This is a genomic window from Paraburkholderia hospita, assembly GCF_002902965.1.
GTDB lineage: Bacteria > Pseudomonadota > Gammaproteobacteria > Burkholderiales > Burkholderiaceae > Paraburkholderia > Paraburkholderia hospita.
Genome location: NZ_CP026106.1, coordinates 554800 through 581553 on the forward strand (window position 1 = coordinate 554800; position 26754 = coordinate 581553).

The window sequence follows — 26754 nt, forward strand, 5'->3', positions numbered from 1 at the left end:
CAGTTGCGGAAGGGCGGGTGAGTTTACCTTACGGAAGCGGCTTTGGCGCACCCGCCGCGCAATGGCAGGCGCGAGGAAAATGTGATGTTCATGTGCGGCTCCGTGGGGTTTCTCGCCCCTGTTGAGTCCGATGCAGGAACGGAAAGAGGTCTGCCCCCTGACTCAAGGCGTGAAAATGCAGAGACAGACACAGTGGCGCGACCGCGTCGGATTCACACCAGCTTCCGCTTTCCGTTTGAGGCCGCGAACGTCAGCCATTGCCACGCGTCGGGCATCAAGCGCACGACCTGCGAACGCTCCCGGCACGCAGACACGCACATCGCGCCGCTGACGATACAGCGGATGCGTGGCTGGCAGCGCGACGTATCCAGCCCATACGCCGTTAGGCATGCGCCTGAGGGCGCATTGCAGACCTGATGCCTCGAACGACTCTTCTTCCGGGCCAACTTCCCGTGCTTTCGCGCTAATCGCTGATCCCTCGCATGACTAAAGTAGTTCAATGAGCTTATACGCCTGCAGCAGGCTTGGGAGAGCAGAAAGCCGGTGATCACGTAGGTCCCGTTATTTTGTGGCGCGGCTCTTTGGCGCAGCCGTGGACGCACGCTTTATCAACACCGGATCTGCCGTTCGCACCATTGCTGGTGCATCGGGGTCATTAGATGCCAGCTTGATGAGGAGGTCCACACTTTTCTCTGCCATCTCGGCCGTTGGAATCGCAACCGTGGTTAGCGCTGGTCGCGACTGGCTCGTCAATTCGATGTTTGTGATGCCCACGATCGAAAGATCTTCGGGGACATTGAACCCCAGCGAGGCCGCTGCGTTCAGCGCACCGAGCGCAGGCAGGTCATTCGACACAAAAATCGCTGTGAGATCGGGAGTCGAGGTTAGCAAGTCGAGAGCGGCATCGAAACCACCTTGATATGAGTCGGTGCCGAACCGAGCGTCTGTCTTGAGATGCTTGACCTTCCTGGCTCGCAGGGCGTCGCAGAAGCCCTTGTACCGGCCACCGTGAATGCCATTTTTTTCGCTGCCCACCAGCGCGCCAATTCGACTGTGACCCAGGTCAAGCAAATGGTCCGTGGCGATATACCCTGCCTTGTGGGAATCGAAGGCGACGCAGGGAATGCCGGGGTCGACGTCTGGAAACTCCCAGACGGAAATTACGACTGGCGTGCCCGTTGCCTGAATGGATTTAAGCTCGTCGACCTGAAGGCTGCCGGTGTTCGCCACGAGAACTCCATCGGACAGCGAACCCGCTACCTCTGCCAGAAATCCACTCCCGCCATCCGGTTCATAGTCAGTGTTGCAAACTAAAAGGAAGCGCCCGTGCCGTCGAGCGGCATTGTTAGTCTGCAAGGTAAATTCGGGATAAAACGGATTGGTGATGCACCCCAGCATGAGAGCGAGCGTTGGTGCGCGACGCTCGACCAGAGCGCGTGCGTTCAGGTTTGGGCGGTAACCCTTCGCCGCGACGGCATTCAATACTCTTTCGCGCGTCGCAGTTCCGACACGTCCCCTGTCGCGAAGCACATTCGATACCGTTGTGGGCGTCACGCCCGCCAGTTCCGCGACTTCCTTGATCGTAGCCATCAGGCTTTCCCGCTTGTTCATACCCGTCCCAGAAGTGCTTTTACAAAGTCGCTTAACTTATGCGAAAAACCCGTCACGAAAGCCGATGTTACCAAGTTCGCGTGCTCGGGGGGAGTGAGAACCCTGGGCAAAAAATCCTTGCAAAGCGAATCCTCGGCTGCTACCTTTGCGCCACGCACTCGTTGTTGAACCTGCTCAAACGGCCACCGGCCGTATTTTTTGAAAGGTTTGATTTAACGTTAAACCAAATTCGGAGACAAGTGGTGGCAGCCATATCCTTGCGAAACATCTCGAAGCAATTTGACGGTAACGCGCCCGTCCTGCGCGACGTCAATCTGGAAATTGGTCACGATGAGTTTTGCGTCTTCCTCGGCCCCTCGGGCTGCGGCAAGTCAACTCTCCTGCGAATAATTGCAGGTCTCGAGGACCCAAGCGAAGGCGAGATCTCAATAGGCGGCCGCGCCGTTAATTCGGTGCCTCCAGCCAAACGCGGTGTGGCGATGGTGTTTCAGAGTTATGCGCTATTTCCGCATATGACGGTTGCGGAAAACATGAGCTTCGGTCTGAAACTGGCCAAGGTTAGCGCCTCGGAAGTCGATCGAAAAGTCGAAGAGGCCGCGAGGATTCTCCAACTTCAATCGCTGCTGGACCGAAAACCAGCAGCACTATCGGGAGGCCAACGCCAACGCGTTGCTATCGGGCGAGCCATCGTTCGCGAGCCCGGTGTGTTCCTTTTCGACGAGCCACTCTCCAATCTTGATGCCACGCTGCGCGGCCAGACAAGAGTGGAAATTGCACGTATCCACCGGCGTTTCAACGAGGCAAGTACGGTCTACGTGACACACGACCAGGTTGAGGCGATGACCTTGGCAGACAAAATTGTGTTGCTTAATGTGAGTCGTGATGCCGCCGAGGCAGGGAGCATCGCACAGGTCGGTTCCCCTATGGACCTCTATCTGCGCCCGAACAGCCGCTTCGTTGCGGGGTTTATCGGGTCTCCACAGATGAATTTTTTGCCATCAAGAGTAAGCAGTACTGATCGGTCCGCCACCACTATCACCCTCTCGAAGTCCCAAGAGCAGGTTCGCTTTGAGAATACCCACGGACGACTGGGACCAGGACAGTCTGTGACGCTCGGCGTGCGCCCTGAACATATCTCTGTCGATGAAGGTTATGCAGATGGTCGCGCACGATCTGGAGGGGCGAGCTTGACCCGCACCGTCTCGCTTATCGAGCGACTTGGCGAGCAAAGCTATCTGCATTGCAGCGAACCTGACGGGACGACGATTTTAGTAAAGGTCCAGGGCAATACGTCAGTGCGCCCTGGTGAGTCCGTAAAGCTCACCTTCGATCCGGCGTCGTGCCATCTGTTCACCGACGAAGGCCTCGCCGTATAAGCGGGCAAAAAAACATCAGGAGACGAAATATGAATAAACGATTCCACGTGGCGCTTGTTGCCTCCGCACTCGCCGTAGCTGCAAATGTTCAGGCTGGCGAACTGGCCGTAAACCTGGCTTTCAAGGGCGCGAATCAGCGTGCCTTCTGGGAGCACACGATTGCAGATTTCGAAAAGGCAAACCCGGACGTCAAAGTGAAAGCGTCCTATATCGAGGAAGAAGCATATAAGGTCCAGCTTCCTGGCTGGCTGATCTCGCAGGCGCCTGATGTCGTCAAGTGGCACGAGGGCGAGCGGATGCGTTATTACGCGCAGCGTGGTCTGCTTGAGGACATATCGGCAGATTGGCAAAAGAACGGATGGAACACGAGCTTCGCGTCCCTGAAAGATCCGTCATCTTTTAACGGCAAGCAGTATGCGTTGCCTACCGATTATTTTTCATGGGGACTGTTTTACAGAAGGGATCTGTTTGAGAAGGCGGGTATCAAAGGTGAGCCCAAGACATGGGAGGAGTTTCTTGATGCCTGCAAGAAGCTGAAGGCTGCGGGTATTACGCCAATCGCAGTGGGCGGGCGCGACTCATGGACACTTGCGGCGTGGTTCGATTACATCGATCTACGGTTGAACGGTTACGCCTTTCACATGCAGTTGATGGACGGCAAGGTTCCGTACACCGACCCCCGCGTGAAGAAAGCATATGAAGCATGGAAGGTTCTGCTCGACAACAAATACTTTGTCGACAACGCGCTGTCGTACACCCTCGATTCCGCCCAACCGCTGCTGATACAAGGTCAGGCGGCCATGATGCTGATGGGCACGTTCATCTCGGGCGGATTGCCCGACGCGCTCAAGTCAAAGGTTGGTTACTTCCAGTTTCCGGTCATGGACTCAAAATTGCCGGTGGCAGAAGACGGCTCTGCAGACTGTCTGAATATCCCGTCGCGCGCGAAGAACAAGGCCGATGCCCGACGTTTTCTCGCGTTCATCGCGAAACCGGATGTCGACGGAAACCTCGCAAAGGCGTTTGGATCTCTGCCCGCAAACAATCAGGCGACGGTACCTGACGACCCGTACGCGAAGAAAGGATTTGAGATCCTGTCGAACACGAAGGGCGGCATTGCACAGTTCTACGACCGCGACATGACAAAGGAAATGGCGGACGAGGGGATGAAGGGCATGCAGCGCTTCGTCGGTGATCCATCGACGCTCGACCAGGTGCTCGCACATCTGGAGGAGACGCGCGCCCGGATATCCAAAAAATGAGCATTCGCAACCGACGCGGGCTCGCGCCAGATACGGGCCAAGGGAATCCCACGAGCATGCGCATTGTGCATGCTTCACTGGGCCGAAAAATGTCCACTTCCATCGCTGCTTCTCCACTAGCGCGACGTCGCCGCCGCGCAGCAGCGCTGTTTCTCGCGCCGGCTTGCGTGATGTTCGTGGTGTACGTTATTTATCCGATCATTCGCAGCATCGTGCTCAGCTTCTATGACTGGGACGGTGTAGGACCGTCTACTTTCGTAGGGCTCGCGAACTACCACGAGTTGATCCACTCGGATACGTTCTACAGCGCGTTGAAGAACAATGTGATCTGGCTCGTACTGCTTCTTCTCGCACCACCTATCGGACTGATGCTGGCCCTGTACCTGAATCAGACTGTCCGCGGGATGCGTGTCGTGAAGTCCCTGTTTTTTGCGCCTTTCGTGGTTTCTGGTGTTGTTATCGGCTTGGTCTTTAGCTGGTTTTATGACCCTGCGTTCGGTCTGCTCAAGGTGATTATTGGGCACGGTATTCCCGTGCTCGGCGACGAACACTACGCGACGCTGGGAATCATTGTGGCGGCACTCTGGGTGCAGATTCCTTTCTGCATGATTCTCTTTTTGACGAGTCTTACCAGTATTAATCCAGAGGTAATTGAAGCCGGCCGACTGGAAGGGGCGCGCGGGTGGAATCTGCTTTGGCACGTAGTCCTTCCGCAACTGCGGCCCGCGACATTCATGGCGATCACGCTGACGGTTATCGGCGCACTTCGCAGCTTCGATCTGATCTCCGTTATGACCGCTGGGGGGCCATTCGATAGCTCAACCGTTCTCGCGTACTACATGTACGACCAGGCCATCAAGTATTTCCGTTTCGGATATTCGGCATCTATCGCAGTCGTGCTGTTTCTGATCATGCTCGTGTTCATTGCCTATCAGCTGCGTCGGCTGTTGCGCTCTGACCGCTGACTCACGGAGTTCTCACATGTATCCCTTACCCGTTGCCAGCTGGAAGCCCGCCAATCGCGCACTCTACAAGGTCTCGTTGCCAATCTCCCTGGTTATCTGGCTCATGCCCTTACTCGCCGTACTGGTGACATCAGTACGCTCCTCCGACGAACAGATGCAGGGAAATTACTGGGGATGGCCGCACGATTTTGCGGCATATCAAAACTACCGGACTGTGCTGGTGGATTCCCCGATGCTGCATTACGCATGGAATAGCTGCCTGATTACGTTTCCTTCGGTTCTCGGCGCGATCGCTCTTTCTGCAATGGCGGGTTTCGCTCTATCAACCTATCGGTTCAAGGGAAATACGGCGGTGCTTGCCGCGTTCGTCGCGGGCAACTTCGTGCCGATTCAGATACTTATGATTCCCGTACGCGACCTGACCTTAAAACTGGGTCTGTTCAATACAGTTGGCGGCCTCATCCTCTTTCACCTTTCTTTCCAGACAGGGTTTTGCACACTTTTCCTGCGGAATTTCATCAAGGAACTTCCGTATGAGCTGATTGAGGCGGCTCGCGTGGAAGGCGCAACCGAATGGCAACTGTTCTTCAGGATCGTACTTCCGCTGATCCGGCCGGCCCTCGCGGCACTCGCCGTGCTGGTTTTCACGTTCGTATGGAACGACTACTTCTGGGCGCTGTGTCTGACGCAAGGTGACGATGCAGCACCTCTCACAGTTGGCGTTGCGGCCCTTAAGGGACAATGGACGACTGCCTGGAATCTTGTCTCTGCCGGCTCCCTGCTAGCAGCACTGCCCTCGGTCTTGATTTTTTTCACGATGCAGAAGCATTTTGTTGCCGGTCTGACTTTCGGCGCGACAAAGGGCTAAGCCAGTTCATCTTTGCGCTGGCGACTTGAATGCCGGCATATATCTCACATTTTTCAGGAATCTCTATGAAGGTTGGTGTCGACTATTACCCCGAACACTGGGACTGCGAGATATGGGAAGAAGATGCGCAGCGTATGCAGGCGGCAGGCATCACCGTCGTGCGCCTTGCTGAATTTGCCTGGTCCAGGCTTGAGCCAATCGAAGGAAAGTTTGACTTCGCGTGGCTAGACGATGCGATCGACACCCTCGGACGGCGGGGCATTCAAGTTGTAATCGGCACGCCGAGCGCGACTCCGCCGAACTGGCTGGTTGAAAAGTACCCAGATGTTCTTCCTCTGGACAACAAACGACAGCCGGTCTACCCGGGGGTCCGGTTGCATCGTTGCTACAACAGCCCATCCTTGCGTCGCCACACGGAAATCATCGTTAAGAAGCTGACCGCTCGGTATGGTCATAATCCGAACGTAATCGGCTGGCAGACCGACAACGAGATGATTGGAAACGACAGTCATAGCGATGCGGCGATTAGCGATTTCAGGCTGTGGTTGAAAAAGAAATATGGCGATCTGACGACACTGAACCGCGAGTGGGGGACGGTCGTATGGAGCGGAGAATATAGCGAGTGGACTCAGGTGAATACCCCTCTCGGTGGTTCACCTTATCAAAATCCGTCGTTCCTTCTCGACTATCAGCGCTTCTGTTCGGACTCAGTTGCAGATTTCAACCGATTCCAGGCGCGCATCATCAGGGAGAATTGCGCAGGTCAGTTCATCACGCATAACCTTTGGGGATATCCGGTCGTCAACGACTACTATGATTTGTTCGACAAAATGGACTTTGCGTCGGTTGATTACTATCCAGGTACCGACCTCTCAAACGACAGTAAATCGTGGATCTACCATGGAGCGTTGACGCACGATCTCACACGCGGAATCAAGCGGAGAAATTTCTGGGTGATGGAGCAGCTCAGTGGTACGCCTGGTTGCTGGCATCCGATGTCGCGCACGCCTTATCCCGGGATGATCCGTGCGTATGCCTGGCAAAGTGTAGCCCGCGGTGCAGACGCCGTTGTCCAGTTCCGGTGGCGTTCCGCCCGAATCGGCGCAGAGCAGTTCTGGCATGGATTGCACGATCACCACGGCAAGCCGGGGCGCCGCTTCGATGAATTTGCCCGTTTCAGCGAGGAAGTGCGGCAATTGTCCGCGATGCTGGATGGCACCACGGTTGTCAATGATGTCGCGATGCTCTTTTCACATGAGCAATTGAATGCGTTACAGATTCAACCTCAATCTGACGGGTTTGACTATCTTCGCAATTTCAAGCAGATCCACCACGCATTCCTCAGGTTGGGAATTGGCACCGATGTCATTAACTGGACGTCTGACTTCAGTACGTATCGTCTGGTGGTCGCACCGTTCCTCTTTCTTGAGAACGATGAGGTAGTAGACAAGCTGCGCGCCTTTGCCTCTGCGGGAGGGACTGTCATTCTGACGACGCGCTCTGGCGTGAAGAACATGACGAACGTTTGCCTCTCGACAGAGCTGCCGGGAGGATTGCGTGACCTCGCTGGCGTAGTGGTTGAGGAGTATGACCCGGTCGGAAATGACGGGCAGACATTGGTATTGCGGGGAAATTTTGAGGCGGGATGTTCCCAGTGGTGTGACATTCTTGCTCCGATAACTGCAGAGTCTGTCGGAGACTACACGACGGATTTCTTCGCCGGGCGGACTGCGATAACCCGAAATTCGTTTGGAAAGGGTGTGGCGTACTACATCGGAACCATTCTGGACGATGAGGGTTATCGAGCCCTTATCAAAGACGTTGCGAGTGACCTTGACCTTGCGGCATTCGATAACCTCCCACCGGGTGTCGAGTTGTCAGTTCGATCGGGCAGCGGGAAGCAATTGCTGTTCGTTCTCAATCTGACGAAGGGCAAGAACGAACTCCAACTCCCGGTGGCGGCGCTCCGTAGTGCGCTTACGGGAGAAGCGATCACGCAACCTCTGGTTCTGGAACCTATGGGCGTGGAAGTCTTGCTTCTTCAGTGAACGGCGGAAATGGTGAGGCTGACGGGACGGCCGCTTGCAGGGCGCCAAAGGGCCGAACACGTGGCGGGTTATCGGAAAAGGTGAGCGCGGCGAATATGCGCGACTCCAGTACTCATTGACCATTTGATTTTCGAAGGCAACAAGTGTGTCCGCACAGGCGGATAGGAACGACGATTTGCGTACTCGCATTCCCAGCCTTGCCAATCGCACTGTGCTTATCACCGGCGGTGCTACGGGTATCGGTGCCGCGTTTGTCGAGCATTTTTCAACCAAAAGGCGAAGGTGGGATTCCTGGACACCGATGTGCGAGCAGGCGATACCCTAGCCGAGGGATTAGCAGATCGCCGCGGCGCTGATACTGATTCGAGTGAACTCACTTGTCCCAGGATGGGTCATGACGGGTAAGTAAAAGCGAATATGGCTCGGCGAGTCAGGGCTCCGCGCGATCAAGGGGGGGCAGTGCCTCGACGATGTGTTGCTGCCGGAGCATATAGCGCGTGCCGCGTTGGGACACGCGCACAGGGTATCCGCGCTCGCGGCGTGCGTCGTGTCTGCCGTCATTCGACGTGATACGCATGTCTATTGCTGCATCGTGCATTGCGCTATCCTGACTCACCTGTTTAAAATGAGGATGCATGAAGCTTTCGAAATGCCTGTTGCTGATGGCGTTGTCACTGTCCGCTGTCGGTCACGCGCAAACTTCGCAGAAGTATTACTTCGGCGAAGGCCAGAGCGCGCCGCAAAGCGGGCGTGCCACTTCGCACAATCGGCATCACACGAAGCACCATTCGCCGCATAAGAACCAGTATTCGCATCCCTGATGCGGTTCGCGAGAGCACTAGAGGGTCGGCCGTGACTCGTAAAATTTTCGCCATAATGGCCTTAAGCCGCTGATCTCAATGAGAAATCGAAGTCGATCGTCGGATCGAGCGGTGGCACCTTTCGCTGGAGGTCGAGCAGATAGGAGCCGAGGCGGTTGATATGGTCCTTCCCGTAAGGCGAGAGTGTCTCGAGCACGCCGGCATCGACCGGATGCCCCTTACGCTGCCTGATGAGCCCCTTTCCTCGAACGTGGGGGCGGTGTCGTGTTCAGGCTGTCTGTCAATTCGCAGCTAGCATCTGGAACAGTAAATCGCCCGTCGCGTAGCGACACTGCTGTTCCAGCGACACTTCTTCAATGAAAATTATGCGAACCACTCACGCAGTCACGCAACGCATTGTGCTGCCGCTGATGTTAGCCAGCTAACTGTGACCGACTGATTTCCATGGCGATTCTCAGGTCATTGCGGACTACCATCAAACCATCGACGATAGTGTGCGCGCCCCGCTTTCTAGCGCAGGCAATATCTCGTCGACCATTTGCGTCGGCGTCATCCGGCTCGAATGCACACTTACCGTTAGCGCACAGTTCAGCTGATTTCGCACGTTCATAACCGGAACTGCGATCGAACGCAATCCAATCTCATACTCCTCATCAATTACCGAATGCCGTTCGTTGCGTGTCTGTTGAAACTGCGAAAGGATTTGCGCACGATCGGGAATCGTCTTCGCGCTGAACGGCTTGATGTCGATGCTCTCGAGATACTGCCGGATCTGAGCATCGGTACGGTGCATCATCAGCACGCGGCCGGAAGCCGCGCAGTAGGCGGGTAGCCGCGTGCCGATGCCGATCGACACCGACGCGATGCACGTCGCGGATGAGCGGCCGACAAATACAACCTCGTCGCCATCGAGCAGCGTGAGCGATGGACCTCATTCATGCGTTCGCCGATCACCTCGAGGATCGGCTGTGCGAGTTTTGTCAGCGACGCGCCCGACAAGTAGGCATAGCCGAGCTTCAGGATACGCGGCGTCAGGCGAAAAAATTTGCCTTCGAACTCCGCGTAGCCAAGCTTTGTGAGCGTCAGCAGATAACGGCGTGCCCCGGCACGCGTAAGTCCCGTCTTCTCGGCGACGACTGCCGCTGTGAGCGCGACCTCCGAAGCATTGAATGCCTCAATGACGGCAAACCCCTTCTCGAACGCGCCGACGAAATCGCGGTCCGTCTGGCAAGTTTTGTCGCGTCGACGAGAACATCGACATTGATGATTCTCGTCATCGCGATCGGCGATGGTGCCTTTCCAAAAGACCACGAACAAGCCGACGTGCCTGATGCATGATGCTTTCACACCAGAATCAATTGCGAAACCGCACGGCCGTGTTTGCCACGGCCGATAAATTGATGGAGCGAGACAAAGCAATGCAATCTGACCAAGCCATGGGTGGTCCGAGAACCCTTTACGACAAGATCTGGGACGCTCACCGGGTGATGACGCGTGACGATGGGCAGGACCTGCTGTTCATAGACCGGCATTTCGTTCACGACGTCACTGCACAATCGTTTGACATGTTGCGTGAGCGTGGACTCAAACCGCGCTCGCCCGATCGCATCTTCGGCACGGCCGACCACTACGTTTCCAGCGCGGCGAACGATATGGCGTCCGTGGCAGACCCCGAGCGGCGAGCCATGATCACGGCCTTGCAACGTGATACCGCGGAGTCGCGCATCACGCTGTTCGATATGGATGACTCGCGGCGCGGAATCGTGCATGTCGTCGGACCCGAGCAAGGTTTAAGTCTGCCTGGCATGACCGTCGTCTGCGCCGACAGCCACACGTCGACGCACGGCGCGCTCGGGGCGCTGGCATTCGGCATCGGCGCAACCGAGGTGGCGCACGTGCTCGCCACACAATGCCTCTGGCAGCGCAAATCGGGCAACATGCGCGTCATCCTCGACGGAAAGGCGGGTCAGGGCGTTACTGCTAAAGACTTGATTCTCGCCGTGATTGCGCGGATTGGCGTGGCTGGCGCGGCAGGCCACGTAATCGAGTACGCCGGCTCGGCTGTCGCGGGCCTATCGATGGAAGGACGGTTGACGCTATGCAACATGACGATCGAGGCGGGCGGCCGTGCCGGAATGATCGCTCCCGACGACACTACTTTCGGTTATCTGTCTGACCGCCCTTATGCCCCTGCAGGCGAGCAGTGGGATCGGGCGATGGCGCACTGGCGCGAGCTTTTTACCGACGCAGGCGCGGTGTTCGATCGCGAGGTGCATATCGACGTGGCTGATATCGCTCCCATGGTGACATGGGGAACCACGCCCGAATACGCGTGCGCAATCGACCACCGCGTGCCCGATCCTGCGGAGGAGGCCGACCCCGATCTCCGTGCGTCAATGTTGCGGGCACTTGAGTACATGGGGCTGAAGCCTCACGAGGCGCTGGAAGGCGTCGCGATCGATAGGGTTTTCATCGGCTCATGCACCAACGGACGGATTGAGGACCTGCGCAGCGCGGCCGAGGTCGCGCGCGGTCGCCGCGTTGCACCTGGCGTCGAGGCATGGGTGGTGCCCGGATCGCACCTGGTACGCGCGCAGGCCGAAGCCGAAGGGCTGGATCACGTGTTCAGGGAAGCCGGTTTCGAGTGGCGCTTCCCCGGCTGTTCGATGTGCCTTGCAACCAACGGCGATGTCGCTGCCCCCGGCCAGCGCTGTGCCTCTACCTCGAACCGCAATTTCGTGGGCCGTCAGGGGCCGGGCGTGCGCACACACCTGATGAGCCCGTCCATGGCTGCTGCCGCTGCAGTGATGGGTCATCTGACGGACGTGCGCCTCCTCTTGGGAGCCTGAAAATGGACAGCCTGAAATACCTTGACTCCGTCGCGGTGCCAATTGCCGAAATCAACTGCGATACCGACCAGATACTGCCAGCACGCTTCCTCCAGAAACCTCGTTCCGACGATTTCGGCCAATTTCTGTTCCGTGCACTGCGCTTCGACCACGATGGTGCGGAGCGACCGGACTTTGTGCTCAACAAGACGCCTTACAGGCAGTCTCGCATCGTCGTAGCCAACCACAATTTCGGTTGCGGTTCTTCGCGAGAGCACGCCGTCTGGGCGCTGTATGACTACGGTATCCGGGCGGTGATTGCGCCAGGCTTCGGCGATATCTTTTTCATCAACTGCCTGAAAAACGGGCTGCTGCCCATCGTATTGCCAGAGGCCGTGGTTTTGCCGCTGCTGGACACTTTGTCGACCAGTCCGGGCAGTCGCATTGCCATCGACCTGCCCGCACAGACCGCGACGTTGCCCGACAGCTCGGCCCATGTCTTCGAGATGGAGCCGTTCGCGAAAGAGTGTCTGCTGCGAGGGATGGACGAGATCGACTACACGCTGTCGCATCAGGATCGCATCGACGCGTTCGAGCGCAACCATGCCCGAGCGTATTGAAGGCGCACCCTTACGGATAACAACCAAGGAGAAGCTCAGATGAAGATTGCAGTCATGCCGGGTGACGGTATCGGCACAGAGGTGGTGGCGCAGGCGGTCAAGGTGCTACGGGTCGTGGCGCCTCATGCCGAGACTCAGGAGGCGTCCATCGGCGAGGCAGGCATTCAGGCCCATGGAGTGCCACTTCCCGAACCCACTCTGGAGTTGGCTCGCAAGGCCGATGCGATCCTGTTCGGCTCGGTGGGTGTGGCCGACGAGGCCGATATCCCGCGTGAACGTCGTCCCGGCACGGGATTACTGCAGTTGCGCGAAGCGCTGACCCTGTATGCCAACTTCCGGCCGGCCTATATGTTCCCGGAACTGATCGGCGCTTCGACCTTGCGGCCAGAGGTGGTCGATGGGCTGGATCTCGTAATCGTGCGTGAATTAAATGGCGACGCCTATTTCGGTCAACCGCGTGGGTTCGAAACCAACCAGGCCGGGGAGCGCGTGGGTTTCAACACAATGCGGTATTCGGAATCAGAGGTCGAGCGGGTTGCCCGTGCTGCCTTCGAAAGCGCCCGACGCCGCAGCCGCAAGTTGTGCTCAGTGGACAAGGCGAATGTGCTCGAGGCAAGCCAGTTATGGCGCGAAGTTGTCACGCGCGTCGGGCGCGATTACCCGGATGTCGAACTGACCCATCTCTTTGTGGATGCCGCCGCCATGATGCTCATGCGTCGACCCAAGCAGTTCGACGTGATCGTCACGGGCAATCTGTTTGGAGACATTCTCTCGGATGCTGCGGCGATGTTGACCGGTTCAATCGGCATGCTGCCTTCAGCATCGCTGGGCTATAACCGCAAGGGCTTGTACGAGCCTGTGCACGGCTCGGCGCCGGACATTGCAGGCAAGGATATCGCCAATCCGCTCGCCGCGATCCTGTCGCTTGCGATGATGCTGCGCGAGAGCTTCGAGATGGAAGATGCCGCGACCCGCGTTGAGCAGGCCGTGCGTGCAGTGCTAGGCGCCGGCTATCGAACTGCCGACATCCATCAGGAAGGCACGCAATCCGTGGGTACCCGAGACATGGGCGATGCGGTGGTCGAGGCACTGCGCAAGCAGGCGGCGTAAGCGCGCATCGCGCAGCAGGAAGAAGGTCAGAAGCAAGAGGATCGGGGGCATGAGGAGCCGATGATCCTCGGCAGTTCTCAGCATCAAAGGTATCGGGTTCGTGAAGACCCCGGTCCATCCTCGGCGGTAGGTCGCACCAAAATATTCCCTAAAAGGGAGGAGACAACCATGAAGCTGAAATTTGCCATCGCGCTTTGTGCCGCGTTCGAGCTTGGCTGCGGTTCTGTCGCGGCCGTGGCCAAGGATGTGCCTGAAAAACCCGAACTTCACATTGCGGCGGCCTCCGTCGGCATCACGTATCTGCCGATGCTCGTCGCCGTGCAACGCGGCTACTTCAAGGACGAAGGGTTAGATGTGCACATCGCTGCCTTCTCAGGGGGTTCCAAGACATTAGAGGCGTTGTTGGGAGGGAGCTCCGACATGGTAGCGGGCGCCTATTCAAACACCATCACGATGGCTACCAAGGGGCAGCACCTGGTGACGATCGCAGCGCAGGTCAATTGTCCAGGCTGGATCTTCGGCGTGTCCCAGAAGCGCCAGGCCGAAGTCAAGTCGACGAAGGACCTGAAGGGTATGCGTATCGGCGTGAGTGCGCCGGGCTCCAGCACACATATGGCACTGAACTACATCCTGCACAAGGCGGGGCTTCAGCCATCGGACGTATCCATCATCGGTGTTGGTCAGGCTGCGGGAGCCGTAGCGGCAGTGAGGGCGGGCCAGATCGATGCGCTGATCGTCAATGATCCGAGCGCCACAATCCTGACGAAGGACGGCAGCCTCAAACCGTTGGAGAACATGCGTACCGCAGAGGGTAACGTCAAGGTGTTCGGGTCGGATTATCCGGAGTCGAGCCTGTTTGCGACTCAGGATTTCATCAATAAGAATCCGAAGACGGTACAGGCGGTCGCCAATGCGATCGTGCGCGCGGAGAAGTGGATCGCCAAAGCCACGCCCCAGCAAGTCGCGGACAATGTGCCGCCTGAGTACCTGGGCGAGAACAAGGCACTGTATGCCGATGCCTTCACAAATAGCCGCCGGTGCATCGCACAGAACGGGGAGATTACGGCCAAAGGTGCACAGACCGTGCGTGATGTGCTGTCGGCGTTCGACCCGAACGTGGCGGCGGCCAAAATTGATCTCTCCTCGACCTATGACAACCGGTTTGTCGAGAAAGCGGCGGAGATCCAGCCATGAGCACTGCGCCGTGCAATATCGTCGTTGATCGTGGCCAGACTGCAATGCGTGAGGCTTTGCGCTTTGACAATGTAACCTGCACTTTCGCCGGCAATGGCAAGAACGCTCAGACCTACACGGCCGTTTCCGGCGGCAATCTGGCGATCGGCGACGGAGAGTTCGTCTCGATAGTTGGACCTACGGGGTGTGGCAAGTCCACGTTGCTGAATGTGGCAGCCGGGCTCACCCGGCCATCGTCGGGCAGCTTGAGCGTGTTCGGCGAGAAGCTGACCAATGGCCTGAACAAGCAAGCTGCCTACCTGTTCCAGGTCGACGCACTCATGCCGTGGAAGACGGCCGAAGAGAACATCGCCATGGGCCTCATCTTCCGTGGCACGCCCCACGATGAGGCGCTGAAGGTGGCGCACGAATGGCTTGAGCGGGTGGGTTTGCACGGCCACGGCAAAAAGTATCCGCACCAGATGTCGGGTGGCATGCGCAAGCGTGCCGGCCTGGCGCAAGCACTGGCGCTGAATCCTCGCATCATCCTGATGGACGAACCCTTCAGTGCGCTGGACATCCAGACCAGGCACCTGATGGAAAACGAGCTACTGCGGCTGTGGTCGCACGACCGCAAGTCTGTGATGTTCGTGACCCACGATCTCGAAGAGGCTATTTCCTTATCGGACCGCGTCATCGTGCTGTCGGCAGGGCCCGGTACGCGGCCTATCGCGGAGTTTGAAATCGACCTTGTGCGTCCACGCGAAATGTCAGAAATCCGTATGACGCAGCGTTTCCTGCAACTGCACACCCAGATCTGGGACGTGCTTCGAGGGGAGGTTCTGAAAAGCTATGCGCGCAATCGTGTTTGACCCAAACAATCGCGTTGCTGTTCTTGTCACGCGGCTCGCACTCCTGTTCGGCGTTCTGTTCCTGTGGTGGATCTGCACCAGTCAGAAATGGTTGTCGCCTTTTTTCTTCGGCGATCCGTTGGGCGTTGCGCATCGCATCGTCGAATGGACTGTGACCGGCTCGGTGTTTCGCCACCTGTACACAACGCTGCTCGAAACCATGCTGGCGTTCGCGATCGGTACGGTGTCCGGTCTGGCTTGCGGTCTATGGCTCGCGCTCAATCCGTTCCTCGCGGTCGTGTTCGATCCATTTATAAAGGCCATGAATTCCATGCCGCGACTGATCTTTGCACCGATCTTCGCGCTTTGGTTTGGCCTCGGCATCTGGTCCAAGGTGGCGCTGGGCGTGACGCTCGTCTTCTTCGTTGTCTTCTTTAACGTCTTCCAGGGGGTGCGCGAGGTCAGCCCTGCGGTGTTGTCCAACACCCGAATGCTGGGCGCCAATGCGCGTCAGCTAATGCGGCACGTGTATCTCCCTTCGGCGACGAGCTGGGTGTTCTCAAGCTTGCACAACGCGATCGGCATCGCGTTTGTTGGAAGCGTGGTCGGTGAGTATCTAGGCTCGGAGAAGGGCGTAGGGTATCTGATTCTGCTGGCAGAGGGCGTGTTCGACATCAACTCGGTTATCGCTGGCATTCTGGTGTTGACCTTATTTGCACTGTTGCTCGATACAGCGGTATCCCTCGTCGAGGACTACCTTCTGCGCTGGCGTCCTGTCGCCGGGCAGACCGTGGCCGCGAGCGCATGAGCATGTGTGCCGCGATCGACACATCAACGTTAAGGAAATTATCTTGCAGACCAACGCAATAAATCTGAACGACCGCATCGCTGTTGTGACCGGCGGCGCGCAAGGCATCGGCCTGGAGGTCGGCCGCCGGCTGCTGGCCTCCGGCGCGCGCCTCGTGATCTGGGATATCAATGCCGCAGGCCTGGAGCGGGCCCGTATAGAACTGGGACATTCCGATATTCACGTCGAACGTGTTGATATCGCCGACTATGCCAGCGTCGAAGCTGCTGTATCGGGTACGCTGAAGGTCGCCGGACGCATCGATATCCTGATCAATAACGCGGCGGTCGTTGGCCCAAATGCGACCTTGGCCGAGTATCCCATCGACGTCTGGAAGCAGGTGATCGACATCGACGTCAACGGCACTTTCCACTGCTGCCGCGCTGTGGTACCCGTGATGGTCGGGCAGAACTACGGTCGCATCGTTAATCTGGCTTCCGTCGCCGGCAAGGAAGGTAACCCCAACGCCGCAGCGTACAGTTCAGCCAAGGCTGCTGTCATTGCCATGACCAAGTCGCTCGGAAAGGAACTGGCGAGCCACGATATCGCGGTCAACTGCGTCACGCCCGCAGTGGCTCGTACGCCCGGCGCGATGGAACAATCGCCCGAGCATATCCGCTACATGCTGGGCAAGATTCCGCGTGGCCGTTTCCTCGAACTCAATGAAGCAGCCGCAATGATCGCCTGGCTTGTCAGTGAAGAGAATTCATTTACCACAGCCTCGGTTTTTGATCTGTCTGGTGGCCGGGCTACCTATTGAAGGGAACTTATAAGATGAAGCTGTTACGCTACGGTCCGCACGGCGGGGAGAAGCCGGGCCTGCTCGACACCGATGGAAACGTGCGGGACTTGTCGGGCCATGTGGCCGACATCTCCGGCGACGTTCTGCTGCCCGACAGTTTGGCCCGCCTGAAAGCGCTCGACGTCACTTCGCTGCCGCGCGTGGGAGGCAATCCACGCCTGGGCCCGTGCGTCGGCGGTACGCGAAAATTCATCTGCATCGGGCTGAACTACTCCGACCATGCCGCCGAGACAGGCGCCGCGATACCGCCGGAGCCCATCGTTTTTATGAAGGCTACCAGCGCGATCGTAGGTCCGAACGATGCCATTGAGATCCCGCGCAACGCTCTCAAGACGGACTGGGAGGTCGAACTGGGTGTCGTCATCGGCAAGACCGCAAAGTACGTGAGCGAGAGCGATGCTATGGATCATGTGGCCGGCTACTGCGTGATCAATGACGTTTCTGAGCGCGCGTTTCAGGCAGAGCGTCAGGGGCAATGGACCAAGGGCAAGTCGGCCGACACCTTCGGTCCGACGGGCCCGTGGCTAGTGACTTCAGACGAAGTGCATAATCCGCAAGCATTACCCATGTGGCTGGAGGTTAATGGCCATCGCTACCAGAACGGTAATACGGCCACCATGATTTACGGAGTGCGTTACCTTGTAGCCTACCTGTCGCAGTTCATGTCGCTGCAGCCGGGCGACATTATTTCCACCGGCACGCCGCCGGGTGTTGGGTTGGGGCAAAAGCCGCCCGTCTACCTGAAACCGGGTGACGTGGTGACGCTTGGCATCGAGGGCTTGGGGCAGCAACGCCAGAACGTTCTCCAGGGTTAGATATTCGCGGCCGAACGGGTCTGGACAACAAGGAGACAAACATCGTGATAACGGTCAGGCGCCTGCTGTTGCCATTACTAGCCGCTTGCGCGGCCTTCCTGAGCCAGTCGGGCGCGAGCGCGGCGTCTGCGCCAGAGAAACCGAAGCTCAGCCTTGCGGCTGCAGGCGTGGGCTTCCCCTATCTTCCGTTCGTCATTGCGGAAAGTCGGGGATACTTCAAGCAGGCTGGACTGGATGTCGAGATTGGCGTGTTCAGCGGCGGCGCGAAGGCTCTGCAGGCGATGTTAGGCGGCAGCGCCGATATCGTCGCGGGCGCTTATTCCAACACGATCACGATGGCGGCGAAGGGGCAGAAGCTGGTGTCGTTCGTGACCCTGGCCTCGTGTCCGGGCTGGGTATTTGGTGTGACCCGCGCCAGCCACGACAAGGTGAAGACGTATGCGGACCTCAAGGGAAAACGCATCGGAGTAAGCTCACCCGGTTCCAGCTTCCACATGGGCGTCAACTATCTGCTAAACAGGGCCGGCCTCAAACCGGGTGATGTCTCAATCATTGGCGTTGGTTCGTCTGCTGGTGCGATTGCCGCAGCACGCAGCGGGCAGATTGATGCATTGATGAGCAACGACCCGGTCGCAACCGTACTGCAGGGCAGTGGTGACCTTTTTCCTCTGGCTGTGATGCGTGATCCGGCCGGGACTCGCGCGACGCTGGGCGGCGACTATCCGGAAGCTTCCGTCTACACCACCAGGGAATTCGCAGCCAGGTATCCGAATACCGTGCAAGCGGTGACGAATGCCATCCTGGAGGCCGAGCGCTGGATGGCGCATGCGACGCCTGAGCAGGTTGCCGCCGCAGTGCCGCCGCAATACGCGCTGGCCGACAAGGCTGTGTTCGCCCAAGCCTACGGCAACATGCAGAACTGCATTTCGCGCGACGGCCTGATGACGGACGCCGCCGCGCACACCGTACGCGATGTGCTCGCCGCCTTCGATCCCGACATCGGCAAGGCCCCAATCGACCTGAAAGCCACGTACGACAACCGCTTCGTCGAGAATGCCATCAAGCACTGACTTGCGAGGAATTCAATAATGGAGAACTGCGTCCAAATCCTGGCGGAAGGGTTGAAGTTTCCCGAAGGGCCGGTGGCGATGGCCGATGGCTCAATCGTCCTGGTCGAAATCGAGCGCGAGACCATCAGTCGCGTGACGCCGGACGGCACGGTCAGTGTATTGAAGGAGGTGGGTGGCGGGCCCAACGGGTTGGCCTTGGGGCCGGATGGAGCTTTCTACATCTGCAATAACGGAGGTTTCCTGTTCCGTACCGTTGCCGGTCTGAATCGCACCAAACCAGGCGTGCACCCGCTTTATACCAGCGGGCGCATCGAGCGTTTCGACCCACACACGGGGGACCTGAAGGCTTTGTACGACCACTGTGGTGAATACCCGCTATGCGGTCCCAACGACATCGTCTTTGACCACGACGGCGGCTTCTACTTCACCGACTTCGGCAAGAACCGGTTGCGCGAGCGTGATCATGCAGGTCTCTATTACGGGCGAGCCGACGGATCAATGATCGTTGAAGTAGCCTATCCGCTCACGACGGCCAACGGGGTTGGCCTGTCGCCAGACGATAGTGTTGTGTATGTGGCGGAGACCGAGACCGCGCGCTTATGGGCATTCGATCTTGAGGTGCCAGGCCGGGCGCGCAAGCATCCTTATCCGTCCCCGCACGGCGGTCGCCTGATTTGCGGGCTACCGGGCTACCAACGCTTTGATAGCCTGGCCGTGGACGCAGAGGGAAATATCTGCGTAGCCACGCTGGTCACGGGTTGCATCACGGTGGTTGCGCCCTCTGGTGAGGTACTGCGCCAGGTGACGGTACCAGATGGCATGGTGACCAACATCTGTTTTGGTGGTGCCGACATGAAGACTGCTTACCTTACGCTCTCAGGCACGGGGCGCCTGGGGACCTTAGCCTGGCCGCAAGCGGGATTGAGACTGGCTTATTCCTGACTGCTACGTGCAAGCAGGTGCTTGAGAAAGAGTTGAACGGGTGCGGGGAGCGTCTCGGCCTCGCGCACACAGATCTTCCAGTGTCGTTCGGCCCAGACTTCGTCAAGCTGCACGGCGACCAGTGGCCCCGAACTCACGTAGCGGTGGGCATGATGTTCAGGTACCAGCCCTATGCCAAGCCGCGCTTCGACCATGCTGCGTACGGGCTCAAAGCCATTTACCCGGATCGACAGCTTGAGCGGGTGGTCCAGGTCTGCTGCCGCGCGCAAGACCAGCGAATTCAGATAGCTGCCAGCTTGTGGTCCCACCAGTGGGTACTCGGCCATCTCGCGAAATTTCACTTTGTCCGCACGGCTGAGTGGGTGATCAGGCGGCATGATCACCACCAGCCGGTCACTGTGATAGGGAAATACCTGCAGGCCGGCAGTCACTGTCGTGCCGCCGAACACGCCAATGTCGGCTGTGTTCTCCGCGACTGCGCGGACCACGGCCGGGCTCAAACTTTCCTGCAGGTCGATGCGTAGTCCCGGGTGCAGTGCCAGGAAGTCGCGAATGTCGTTGGCAATGTACTGGACGATGGTCGAGAGGCTCGCATGTAGCCGGATCTGTCCGCGCACGCCTTCGGCGTGGTCGAGCAGTTCACTTTCCATTTGTTTGACATCGCGCAGCAGCACGCGGGCGTGCTGCAAGAGGGCGGTAGCGGCGATCGTCAGTTCGAGTCCTTTGTTGCTTCGCACAAAGAGGGCGGTCTTGAGGGTGTCCTCAAGATGAGACATTCGCTTGCTGAGCGCCGAAGGCGCGATGTTTTCAGCTTCCGCCGCGCGGGCAATACTGCCGTGCTCGCAGACGGCAACGAACAGTTTCAGCGACTGGAAATCGAAACGCATTGAGTCTCCGGAAGCGCGGTCTTCTCGCCGCGCCGTACTTTCTCGTGGCGGAAAGAGAGTATGCACGGGGGCGGTCGCGAGTGCAAAAATTTAAGCCGCTCGCCCTATACGCGCCTCTACGCCGCCAGCGTCTATTTGCGTGGGCCGAGCGGGACGGGCGAGGGGAGCTACGTCTGCCAGCGGCATACGGATTCCTGGCCAGATGATGAGCTACAGCGGTTCCGATACGACATAGGCGGCGGTGAGTGCCGGCACGGGGCATGACAGCGCGGTAGCGTGGCCGTCCATCCGAAAGACGGGCAAGGATCGTCGCCGGCAGTAGGGTTCAAACCTCGTGATGAGCGCAACGCCGTGGGTTGGCTGCAGAATTCGCCCGAATTGCCCGTCGTCGGGCAGACGGTACTGATGGTCCGCATGTGCTCAGCGCTTTAGCCGGTTGAAATGCCAACGGTAGATGAGCAGAGGTCGGAGAACGTGTCAGTGACCTTCCGATCTGCGAGTGCTTTCATGCAGCGGCAGCCAGACGTATTGAATGTGTCCCCTGCTTTTCAAACGGTCACAGTTGCAAAGGGACTAACGGCGATCCTCGAAAGCGGCGCGGGTTATTGCCGACGCAGGGTCGTGACACTTCGGTCAGAGAGGAAGTACGCACGTGTCAGCGAGCCCATCTCGGCTCTCTGTATATCAGGCTCAGTAGCGAAAGCGCAGTTTCGGCGTCCGCGTCGGACGGCGCCAGATTACCGCTGTTCAATCGCTCGACGGACTTGGCTCGAGAGTGGAGTAGCAAGAGGATACGCACAGCCTTGCTCATGACCGGACGTCCACCTTTGACGCCACAATCATATGTGGAGAAGAAGCCAGTTCACGACATCGCGGTGCCACATGATCTGTTACACGGCAAGGAGCAGATTGCCTTTGCCGATGCGGGCTATGTAGACATCGAGAAGCGGGGCGAGACGGATGCGGTCGAGTGGCACGTCGCGACGTTGCGTGTCGTATGCTTTCGCCGGAGCACGTGTCGAGATGCAATTGCTCCGGTGGATAACAGGCGAACCGCTCAGACGGATAGCCAATCGCCATCTGCCAGACGGAATCACGCCCATAATCAGTTTAGTGTTCCTCAGTGCGGCGACATACGTCGCCGCTTCACATCAGAACTTGTGACGCATCCCCACCCGCAGCACAACCTGATGGTTGTCGTTCGACGGCGTGACGCCGTTGATTGCAGCAACCGCGCTGCTGCCGGTCGAATCCGTACCGGATGCTTTCTGATAGATCCCGACGAAGTACACATCCGTGCGCTTCGACAGGAAGTAGTCCGCGCCTGCCTGCGCCTGATGATAGGTCGCGCCGTCCCTGCCGCTTACCGAACTGCCTTTCGTGTAGTCATAGGCCACGCCGACGAGGAATGCAGGCGTTATCTGATACTTGAAGTTGGCTTCGACGTTGTTGAACACGGCGGTGCCGCGGTTGCCGAATGGATTCGGACCTGATCCGCCGCCGTTGAGATCGTCGAAGCGCGTATTCGAATAGGTTCCGCCAAACGTGGCTGCGCCATAGGTGTACGCGCCGCCCGCCGCATACACTTCCTGGGTGCGTGCATCGGCGAAGCCGGAGAACACTGGCGACGCGATGTTATTGAGTGACGCGAGCGGTGCGGACCCCGTTGTATTCGCGAGTGCGCTGGTGCCGTAGAACGAGGTATTCGGATTCCGGATGTTCAGGTAGCCGACACCGAGTCCGAGCGGGCCGTTGTAGTAAGAGCCGCCAAGCGACCAGATCTGGTTCTGGCTGAGATGGCCAGCTACGCCGCCGAGGCTATACACGCCACCGAACGTAAAGCCGCCATAGTTGTTGCTCGTGTACTTGATCGCATTGTTGACCCGGTTCGAGTTGTTGATATTGTCGAGGTCGCCAGGATGTGCGGTATAGAATCCGCCCCATTGATCGCCGACTTCGAACAGGCCGACGTAGTCGACCACGGAATCATACTGTCGTCCAAGTGTCACCGTGCCATACCGTGTGCCCAGGCCGACGTACAGCTGGCGCCCGAAGAGAAGCCCGCCTTGACCAAGCTTCCCGCTGCTGAGATCCATGCCGCCTTCGAGGACAAATAGCGCCTTCGTGCCGCCGCCAAGGTCTTCGACGCCTTTCAAACCCCACCGGCTTGCCTGGATTTCACCGCTGACGAGGCTGTACTGGCGCGCGCCATGCGAGTTGTTATTGAACGTCAGGCCTTCATCGACAATGCCGTAAAGGGTGACACTGCTCTGCGCCTGTGCGACAGCGCAATATGTTCCAAGTACTCCGATGAATCCGGCGATGCAAATTGATTTTTTCATCCTGTTTCCAGAATTGTTCGTTGACGTCGGGTCCCTTAGTGCGAAGCCAAGGGCATTTTTCACGGTCATGATTCACCGGCCGCGAGGCTAATTGCAAAGCAGGCATCCTAAACAAAGAAAATCGATGAAATATCGGCTCGATCGTCTACAGCGCGTGGCGACAAGGAGCGCATGCAAGCGCACTCGGGTCGCTCTACTGGCGCTCGTCACAATCGACGGGTAGCTAATCAGAACCGCAGCGGATTTCATTTGCGACGAAAATTAAGCAGCCTATTTTGTCTTGTCAATAGAACATTTGATGCGCAAAATGTCCTATTGCCGTGCAGAATGTTGAGTCGTCTGCGATGCACGGATTTTTGGGTGTTTTCCCGATGGAACAAGCTCGTACGGTGCTTGTTCCATTGGTTATGCGGTGCCGGCTATGCGACCCGTTGCGTGCATGTTTTTGATTCGCCCCGGAGAAGATCCGACGACGGAAGGAAAGCTTGCGAACCTCTTGCGAGGAGTTTGGCCTTCATAGGCGCATACGAAGTAGAACAATCTTTATTTTCCAGTTTGTTCTATTGACCTGACATTACGACACTTCTAGAGTGACCTCTATGGAAACGACGCTGCCACTGCCGAAATACCACCAGATCTACCTGGTCTTGCGCGAGCAACTTCAGGAAGGCCGCTTCGACGACGAAGGCATGCCTGGCGAACATCTTCTCGCCGAACAGTTTTCGGTCGCGCGTATCACGATACGCAAAGCAATGGAGATGCTCGTCGCGGACGGGCTGGTAACACGGCGACCGGGCGTAGGCACATGGCCACTGCGCGTTGACTTAGGAAAAAAGCAGGGTGATTCGAAAGCTGCGCCGGTTTCGCGCCAGAAAGCGCATCTGACCGGTCTGCTTGAAAACATCGTGAATATGGGCCTGCGGACCACGGTCGAAGTGCTCGACAGTACGGTGGTACTCGCCTCGGAGGCCGTCGCCGAAGCGCTGCACCTGGCTGTGGGCGATGCCGTCTATAAAAGCGTGCGGGTGCGTAGCACGTCGGCGGGGCCTGTGTCGTTCATCACAACGCACGTGCCGAAAGCAGTGGCGGAAATCAAAAGCCGCGACCTCAAGCGCAAGCCCTTGCTGATGCTGCTCGAGGAAGCGGGCGTGCAACTTGGCGGTGCGACACAAACCATTTCCGCGCGCCTTGCCGATGCCGTGGTGGCGCGCCATCTGGACGTAGCTGTCGGTTCGGCGCTGCTCGCGGTCACCCGTTTGGTGCGTGACACCGACGAGCGACCCGTACAACTGTTGCAAGGCCTTTACAGGCCTGACCGTTATCAATATCAACTACAGCTCTCGCGAATCGGCGACATCGACGCCAAGGTCTGGGTCAGCGAAGAACTGTCCGCCACATTCAACTAACGCTATCCAACGGAGATCGCATGAGTTCGCGTCGCACATTTCTGCGCCAGTCCACCGCCGCAGCAGCACTGGTTGCCGCACCTTGGGTCGCTCGCGCGGCGAACGGCAAGAGCATCAAGGTCGGCGTGCTGCATCCTGTCACGGGAGCGTTGGCTTATTCGGGGCAGCAATGTCGTCTCGGTGCACTGCTGGCTATTGAAGACATCAACAACGCAGGCGGAATCAAGTCGCAGGGCGGTTCGCTGATCGAGCCGGTGCTGGGCGACGCGCAGTCGCGTCCCGAGGCCGGTGCGGCCGAAGTCGAGAAGATGAACGAGGCAGGTGTCTCGGCGATTGTCGGCGCATATGCATCGGCAATCTGTCTCGCGACGACGCAAACCGCTGCGAAATACGGTTTGCCGCATGTCGTCGATGTGGGCGTGGCGGATCAGATTGTTGAACGCGGCTTGACCAACACATTTCGCTTCGGCCCCGGTTACCGGATGTGCAGTGCACGCGCGGTGGAGAACCTCAACGCACTGAATACCGACGCCGGCAAGCCGGCCAAAACGGTAATGATCGTGCACGAAGAGTCGTTATTCGGGACGGGTACCGCCGCGTTGCTCAGCAGCGAGCTTCCTAAGTACGGCTTCGAGATCAAGGAAGTCATCAAGCATCCGAATCCGACACGCGACTTCAACAATATCGTGTTGCGCATGCGCGCGGTCAATCCGGATATCGTGATCCCGGCAAACTATTACAACGAGTACGCTCTGCTGCTGCGAGCGATGAAGCAGCAGAAGGTTCGTCCGAAAGCAATCTATTCGGTGCTGGGCGGCGCGGCGTCGAGCTACAAGTTTCTGAAGGAGTTTCCCGATATTGCCGACGGCATCATCGATTGCAACCACTGGTTCAATCCGAAGGATGCGCGAGTTGAGCCGTTGCGCAAGCGGGTCGAGGCAAAGGGGGCGTATTTCTCGTACGAAGTGTTCATGACGTACACGGCGACGATGCTGCTTGCCGATGCGCTCGAGCGCGCCAAATCGGCCGATCGCGCGGCAATCAATGCGGCGCTTGCATCGAGCGCGTTTAAAGATCACATGATGCCGTATGGGCCGACGCATTTCGTCAACGGTCAGAACACGGGGGCGCAGCCGCTGCTGACTCAGGTGCTCGGCGGCGACATCAAGGTCGTGCTGCCGCCCGCCTACCGCGAAGTCGCGCCGCAATTTCCGCTGAAGAGCTGAGGCCGCGCATGTTCGATCCAGTCATCCTTTTGTCGGCGCTGCTCAACGGACTGACGACGGGTGCGGTGTATGCACTCATCGCGCTCGGCCTCACGCTGATTTACGGCGTGCTGCATATCATCAACTTCGCGCACGGCGCGGCGTTGATGATCGCGCTGTATGCGGTCTTCCTGCTGAAGGAGCGACTGGGCATCGACCCGTACATGGCCTTGCCCATCGTGATGCTCGGGATGTTCGCGTTTGGCTACCTGTTGCAGCGCTTCGTGATCAACCGCGCGAGCCACGGCAAGGACGAGAACATTCTGCTGGTTACCCTCGGCCTGTCCATCGTGCTCGAAAACCTCGCCCTCGTATGGTTCCATTCCGACACGCGCAACATCGAAACCGCTTATACGCTGTCGACGATCGAAATCGGCCCAGCCATGATTGCGCTACCCAAGGTAATCGCGTTTTTCGGTGCGCTGGTGGTTGCCGGGGTGTTATTCCTGATTATCCGCATGACCGATCTGGGCCGCGCGATACGCGCCGTTTCTCGCGAGAAGCACGGCGCGAAGCTGATGGGTATCGATGTCGACAAGGTCTATGCGCTGTCCTTCGGCATCGGCATGGCGTGTGTCGGCGCGGCGGCCTGTTTCCTGTTGCCGACGTACTACGTCAATCCTCAGGTCGGAAGCGGCTTTGTGCTGATCGCCTTCACGATCGTCGTGCTGGGTGGCATGGGCAGCTTTGCGGGCGCATTGGTCGGTGGCCTGCTCATCGGCGTGGTTGAATCGCTAGGGGGTTTGTGGTTCGGTGATTCGCTCGGCCAGATGGGCATCTTCGCGATCTTCATTGTTGTGCTGCTGGTACGCCCTCAAGGGCTTTTCGGCGCGAGGGCCTAACCG

The 26754-nt window shown here is 58.2% G+C and carries 24 protein-coding genes and 2 pseudogenes; 21 read left to right on the forward strand and 5 right to left on the reverse strand.

Annotation, left to right across the window (positions count from 1 at the left end):
- Nucleotides 1-561 precede the first annotated feature (561 nt).
- Complete coding sequence (locus C2L64_RS20925; protein ID WP_009771137.1) at nt 562-1590, reverse strand: LacI family DNA-binding transcriptional regulator; 1029 nt, start codon at nt 1588-1590, stop codon at nt 562-564.
- A 263-nt stretch (nt 1591-1853) separates the two neighbouring features.
- Here C2L64_RS20925 and C2L64_RS20930 point away from each other — a divergent pair, with 263 nt between their 5' ends.
- The 7 genes and pseudogenes from C2L64_RS20930 to C2L64_RS20960 all read left to right on the forward strand — a co-directional run bounded on the left by C2L64_RS20930 (nt 1854) and on the right by C2L64_RS20960 (nt 8951).
- Complete coding sequence (locus tag C2L64_RS20930; RefSeq protein ID WP_009771136.1) at nt 1854-2987, forward strand: ABC transporter ATP-binding protein; 1134 nt, start codon at nt 1854-1856, stop codon at nt 2985-2987.
- Between the two features lie 29 nt (nt 2988-3016).
- Nucleotides 3017-4249: an ABC transporter substrate-binding protein gene (locus tag C2L64_RS20935; RefSeq protein WP_086909080.1), complete on the forward strand. Its 1233-nt coding sequence runs from the start codon at nt 3017-3019 to the stop codon at nt 4247-4249.
- Nucleotides 4250-4338: 89 nt separating this feature from the next.
- Complete coding sequence (locus C2L64_RS20940; RefSeq protein ID WP_039902861.1) at nt 4339-5214, forward strand: carbohydrate ABC transporter permease; 876 nt, start codon at nt 4339-4341, stop codon at nt 5212-5214.
- Between the two features lie 16 nt (nt 5215-5230).
- Nucleotides 5231-6082 carry a carbohydrate ABC transporter permease gene (locus tag C2L64_RS20945; RefSeq protein ID WP_090838522.1) on the forward strand — a complete coding sequence of 284 codons (852 nt, stop codon included), beginning with the start codon at nt 5231-5233 and terminating at the stop codon, nt 6080-6082.
- A 65-nt stretch (nt 6083-6147) separates the two neighbouring features.
- On the forward strand, nt 6148-8130 hold the full coding sequence (locus C2L64_RS20950; protein WP_009771132.1) for a beta-galactosidase: 1983 nt from the start codon (nt 6148-6150) through the stop codon (nt 8128-8130).
- 145 nt (nt 8131-8275) lie between these two features.
- Nucleotides 8276-8478, forward strand: a pseudogene (locus C2L64_RS56315) (3-oxoacyl-ACP reductase); the annotation flags it as partial.
- A gap of 287 nt (nt 8479-8765) precedes the next feature.
- The gene (locus C2L64_RS20960; protein WP_009771131.1) at nt 8766-8951 is read left to right on the forward strand and encodes a hypothetical protein; all 186 of its coding nucleotides are present in this window, start codon (nt 8766-8768) and stop codon (nt 8949-8951) included.
- Between the two features lie 475 nt (nt 8952-9426).
- Here C2L64_RS20960 and C2L64_RS20970 read toward each other — a convergent pair whose 3' ends face one another.
- Complete coding sequence (locus C2L64_RS20970) at nt 9427-9816, reverse strand: IclR family transcriptional regulator domain-containing protein (protein WP_456152447.1); 390 nt, start codon at nt 9814-9816, stop codon at nt 9427-9429.
- Nucleotides 9747-10298 (reverse strand): helix-turn-helix domain-containing protein, encoded by a 552-nt coding sequence (locus C2L64_RS56320; protein ID WP_051058307.1) that lies wholly within the window; start codon nt 10296-10298, stop codon nt 9747-9749. The genes C2L64_RS20970 and C2L64_RS56320 overlap by 70 nt, the downstream gene beginning before the upstream one ends.
- Before the next feature lie 71 nt (nt 10299-10369).
- On the opposite strand from C2L64_RS56320, the gene leuC reads away from it, so the two are divergent.
- The 10 genes from leuC to C2L64_RS21025 all read left to right on the forward strand — a co-directional run bounded on the left by leuC (nt 10370) and on the right by C2L64_RS21025 (nt 20009).
- Nucleotides 10370-11800 (forward strand): 3-isopropylmalate dehydratase large subunit, encoded by a 1431-nt coding sequence (gene leuC / locus C2L64_RS20980; protein ID WP_039902857.1) that lies wholly within the window; start codon nt 10370-10372, stop codon nt 11798-11800.
- A 2-nt stretch (nt 11801-11802) separates the two neighbouring features.
- Complete coding sequence (leuD, locus tag C2L64_RS20985) at nt 11803-12399, forward strand: 3-isopropylmalate dehydratase small subunit (protein WP_009771126.1); 597 nt, start codon at nt 11803-11805, stop codon at nt 12397-12399.
- Nucleotides 12400-12438: 39 nt separating this feature from the next.
- A complete protein-coding gene (gene leuB, locus C2L64_RS20990; RefSeq protein WP_009771125.1) occupies nt 12439-13509 on the forward strand; it encodes a 3-isopropylmalate dehydrogenase in 1071 nt (356 codons plus the stop codon).
- A gap of 168 nt (nt 13510-13677) precedes the next feature.
- Nucleotides 13678-14703: an ABC transporter substrate-binding protein gene (locus C2L64_RS20995; RefSeq protein ID WP_007738020.1), complete on the forward strand. Its 1026-nt coding sequence runs from the start codon at nt 13678-13680 to the stop codon at nt 14701-14703.
- Complete coding sequence (locus tag C2L64_RS21000; protein WP_009771124.1) at nt 14700-15554, forward strand: ABC transporter ATP-binding protein; 855 nt, start codon at nt 14700-14702, stop codon at nt 15552-15554. Before C2L64_RS20995 ends, C2L64_RS21000 begins: the two co-directional genes overlap by 4 nt.
- Entirely contained in the window at nt 15535-16341 is an 807-nt protein-coding gene (locus tag C2L64_RS21005; protein ID WP_007738024.1) for an ABC transporter permease, read from the forward strand. Before C2L64_RS21000 ends, C2L64_RS21005 begins: the two co-directional genes overlap by 20 nt.
- Before the next feature lie 43 nt (nt 16342-16384).
- Entirely contained in the window at nt 16385-17140 is a 756-nt protein-coding gene (locus tag C2L64_RS21010; RefSeq protein ID WP_009771123.1) for an SDR family NAD(P)-dependent oxidoreductase, read from the forward strand.
- A 14-nt stretch (nt 17141-17154) separates the two neighbouring features.
- Nucleotides 17155-17997: a fumarylacetoacetate hydrolase family protein gene (locus C2L64_RS21015; protein WP_009771122.1), complete on the forward strand. Its 843-nt coding sequence runs from the start codon at nt 17155-17157 to the stop codon at nt 17995-17997.
- Nucleotides 17998-18041: 44 nt separating this feature from the next.
- A complete protein-coding gene (locus tag C2L64_RS21020) occupies nt 18042-19067 on the forward strand; it encodes an ABC transporter substrate-binding protein (RefSeq protein WP_009771121.1) in 1026 nt (341 codons plus the stop codon).
- A gap of 18 nt (nt 19068-19085) precedes the next feature.
- Entirely contained in the window at nt 19086-20009 is a 924-nt protein-coding gene (locus C2L64_RS21025) for an SMP-30/gluconolactonase/LRE family protein (RefSeq protein WP_009771120.1), read from the forward strand.
- On the opposite strand, the gene C2L64_RS21030 is transcribed toward C2L64_RS21025, so the two are convergent.
- Nucleotides 20000-20896 (reverse strand): LysR family transcriptional regulator, encoded by an 897-nt coding sequence (locus tag C2L64_RS21030; protein WP_007738031.1) that lies wholly within the window; start codon nt 20894-20896, stop codon nt 20000-20002. The genes C2L64_RS21025 and C2L64_RS21030 overlap by 10 nt on opposite strands.
- Before the next feature lie 860 nt (nt 20897-21756).
- Here C2L64_RS21030 and C2L64_RS54530 point away from each other — a divergent pair.
- Nucleotides 21757-21879, forward strand: a pseudogene (locus tag C2L64_RS54530) (IS5/IS1182 family transposase); the annotation flags it as partial.
- A 168-nt stretch (nt 21880-22047) separates the two neighbouring features.
- Here the strand turns inward: C2L64_RS54530 and C2L64_RS21040 are convergent.
- Nucleotides 22048-23238: a porin gene (locus tag C2L64_RS21040; RefSeq protein ID WP_009771118.1), complete on the reverse strand. Its 1191-nt coding sequence runs from the start codon at nt 23236-23238 to the stop codon at nt 22048-22050.
- Nucleotides 23239-23837: 599 nt separating this feature from the next.
- Between C2L64_RS21040 and C2L64_RS21045 the strand changes: the two genes are divergently transcribed.
- The 3 genes from C2L64_RS21045 to C2L64_RS21055 are packed head-to-tail and all read left to right on the forward strand — an operon-like array spanning nt 23838 to nt 26751.
- The gene (locus C2L64_RS21045) at nt 23838-24644 is read left to right on the forward strand and encodes a GntR family transcriptional regulator (protein ID WP_007733445.1); all 807 of its coding nucleotides are present in this window, start codon (nt 23838-23840) and stop codon (nt 24642-24644) included.
- 20 nt (nt 24645-24664) lie between these two features.
- On the forward strand, nt 24665-25870 hold the full coding sequence (locus C2L64_RS21050; protein WP_009771117.1) for an ABC transporter substrate-binding protein: 1206 nt from the start codon (nt 24665-24667) through the stop codon (nt 25868-25870).
- An 8-nt stretch (nt 25871-25878) separates the two neighbouring features.
- On the forward strand, nt 25879-26751 hold the full coding sequence (locus C2L64_RS21055) for a branched-chain amino acid ABC transporter permease (protein ID WP_009771116.1): 873 nt from the start codon (nt 25879-25881) through the stop codon (nt 26749-26751).
- Nucleotides 26752-26754 lie beyond the last annotated feature (3 nt).

Coding starts and splice junctions, on each gene's coding strand:
- C2L64_RS20925 (WP_009771137.1), bottom strand. CDS start 1,590: ATGGCTACGATCAAGGAAGTCGCGGAACTGGCGGGCGTGACGCCCACA.
- C2L64_RS20935 (WP_086909080.1), top strand. CDS start 3,017: ATGAATAAACGATTCCACGTGGCGCTTGTTGCCTCCGCACTCGCCGTA.
- C2L64_RS20940 (WP_039902861.1), top strand. CDS start 4,339: ATGTCCACTTCCATCGCTGCTTCTCCACTAGCGCGACGTCGCCGCCGC.
- C2L64_RS20945 (WP_090838522.1), top strand. CDS start 5,231: ATGTATCCCTTACCCGTTGCCAGCTGGAAGCCCGCCAATCGCGCACTC.
- C2L64_RS20950 (WP_009771132.1), top strand. CDS start 6,148: ATGAAGGTTGGTGTCGACTATTACCCCGAACACTGGGACTGCGAGATA.
- C2L64_RS20960 (WP_009771131.1), top strand. CDS start 8,766: ATGAAGCTTTCGAAATGCCTGTTGCTGATGGCGTTGTCACTGTCCGCT.
- leuC (WP_039902857.1), top strand. CDS start 10,370: ATGCAATCTGACCAAGCCATGGGTGGTCCGAGAACCCTTTACGACAAG.
- leuD (WP_009771126.1), top strand. CDS start 11,803: ATGGACAGCCTGAAATACCTTGACTCCGTCGCGGTGCCAATTGCCGAA.
- leuB (WP_009771125.1), top strand. CDS start 12,439: ATGAAGATTGCAGTCATGCCGGGTGACGGTATCGGCACAGAGGTGGTG.
- C2L64_RS20995 (WP_007738020.1), top strand. CDS start 13,678: ATGAAGCTGAAATTTGCCATCGCGCTTTGTGCCGCGTTCGAGCTTGGC.
- C2L64_RS21000 (WP_009771124.1), top strand. CDS start 14,700: ATGAGCACTGCGCCGTGCAATATCGTCGTTGATCGTGGCCAGACTGCA.
- C2L64_RS21005 (WP_007738024.1), top strand. CDS start 15,535: ATGCGCGCAATCGTGTTTGACCCAAACAATCGCGTTGCTGTTCTTGTC.
- C2L64_RS21015 (WP_009771122.1), top strand. CDS start 17,155: ATGAAGCTGTTACGCTACGGTCCGCACGGCGGGGAGAAGCCGGGCCTG.
- C2L64_RS21025 (WP_009771120.1), top strand. CDS start 19,086: ATGGAGAACTGCGTCCAAATCCTGGCGGAAGGGTTGAAGTTTCCCGAA.
- C2L64_RS21030 (WP_007738031.1), bottom strand. CDS start 20,896: ATGCGTTTCGATTTCCAGTCGCTGAAACTGTTCGTTGCCGTCTGCGAG.
- C2L64_RS21040 (WP_009771118.1), bottom strand. CDS start 23,238: ATGAAAAAATCAATTTGCATCGCCGGATTCATCGGAGTACTTGGAACA.
- C2L64_RS21045 (WP_007733445.1), top strand. CDS start 23,838: ATGGAAACGACGCTGCCACTGCCGAAATACCACCAGATCTACCTGGTC.
- C2L64_RS21050 (WP_009771117.1), top strand. CDS start 24,665: ATGAGTTCGCGTCGCACATTTCTGCGCCAGTCCACCGCCGCAGCAGCA.
- C2L64_RS21055 (WP_009771116.1), top strand. CDS start 25,879: ATGTTCGATCCAGTCATCCTTTTGTCGGCGCTGCTCAACGGACTGACG.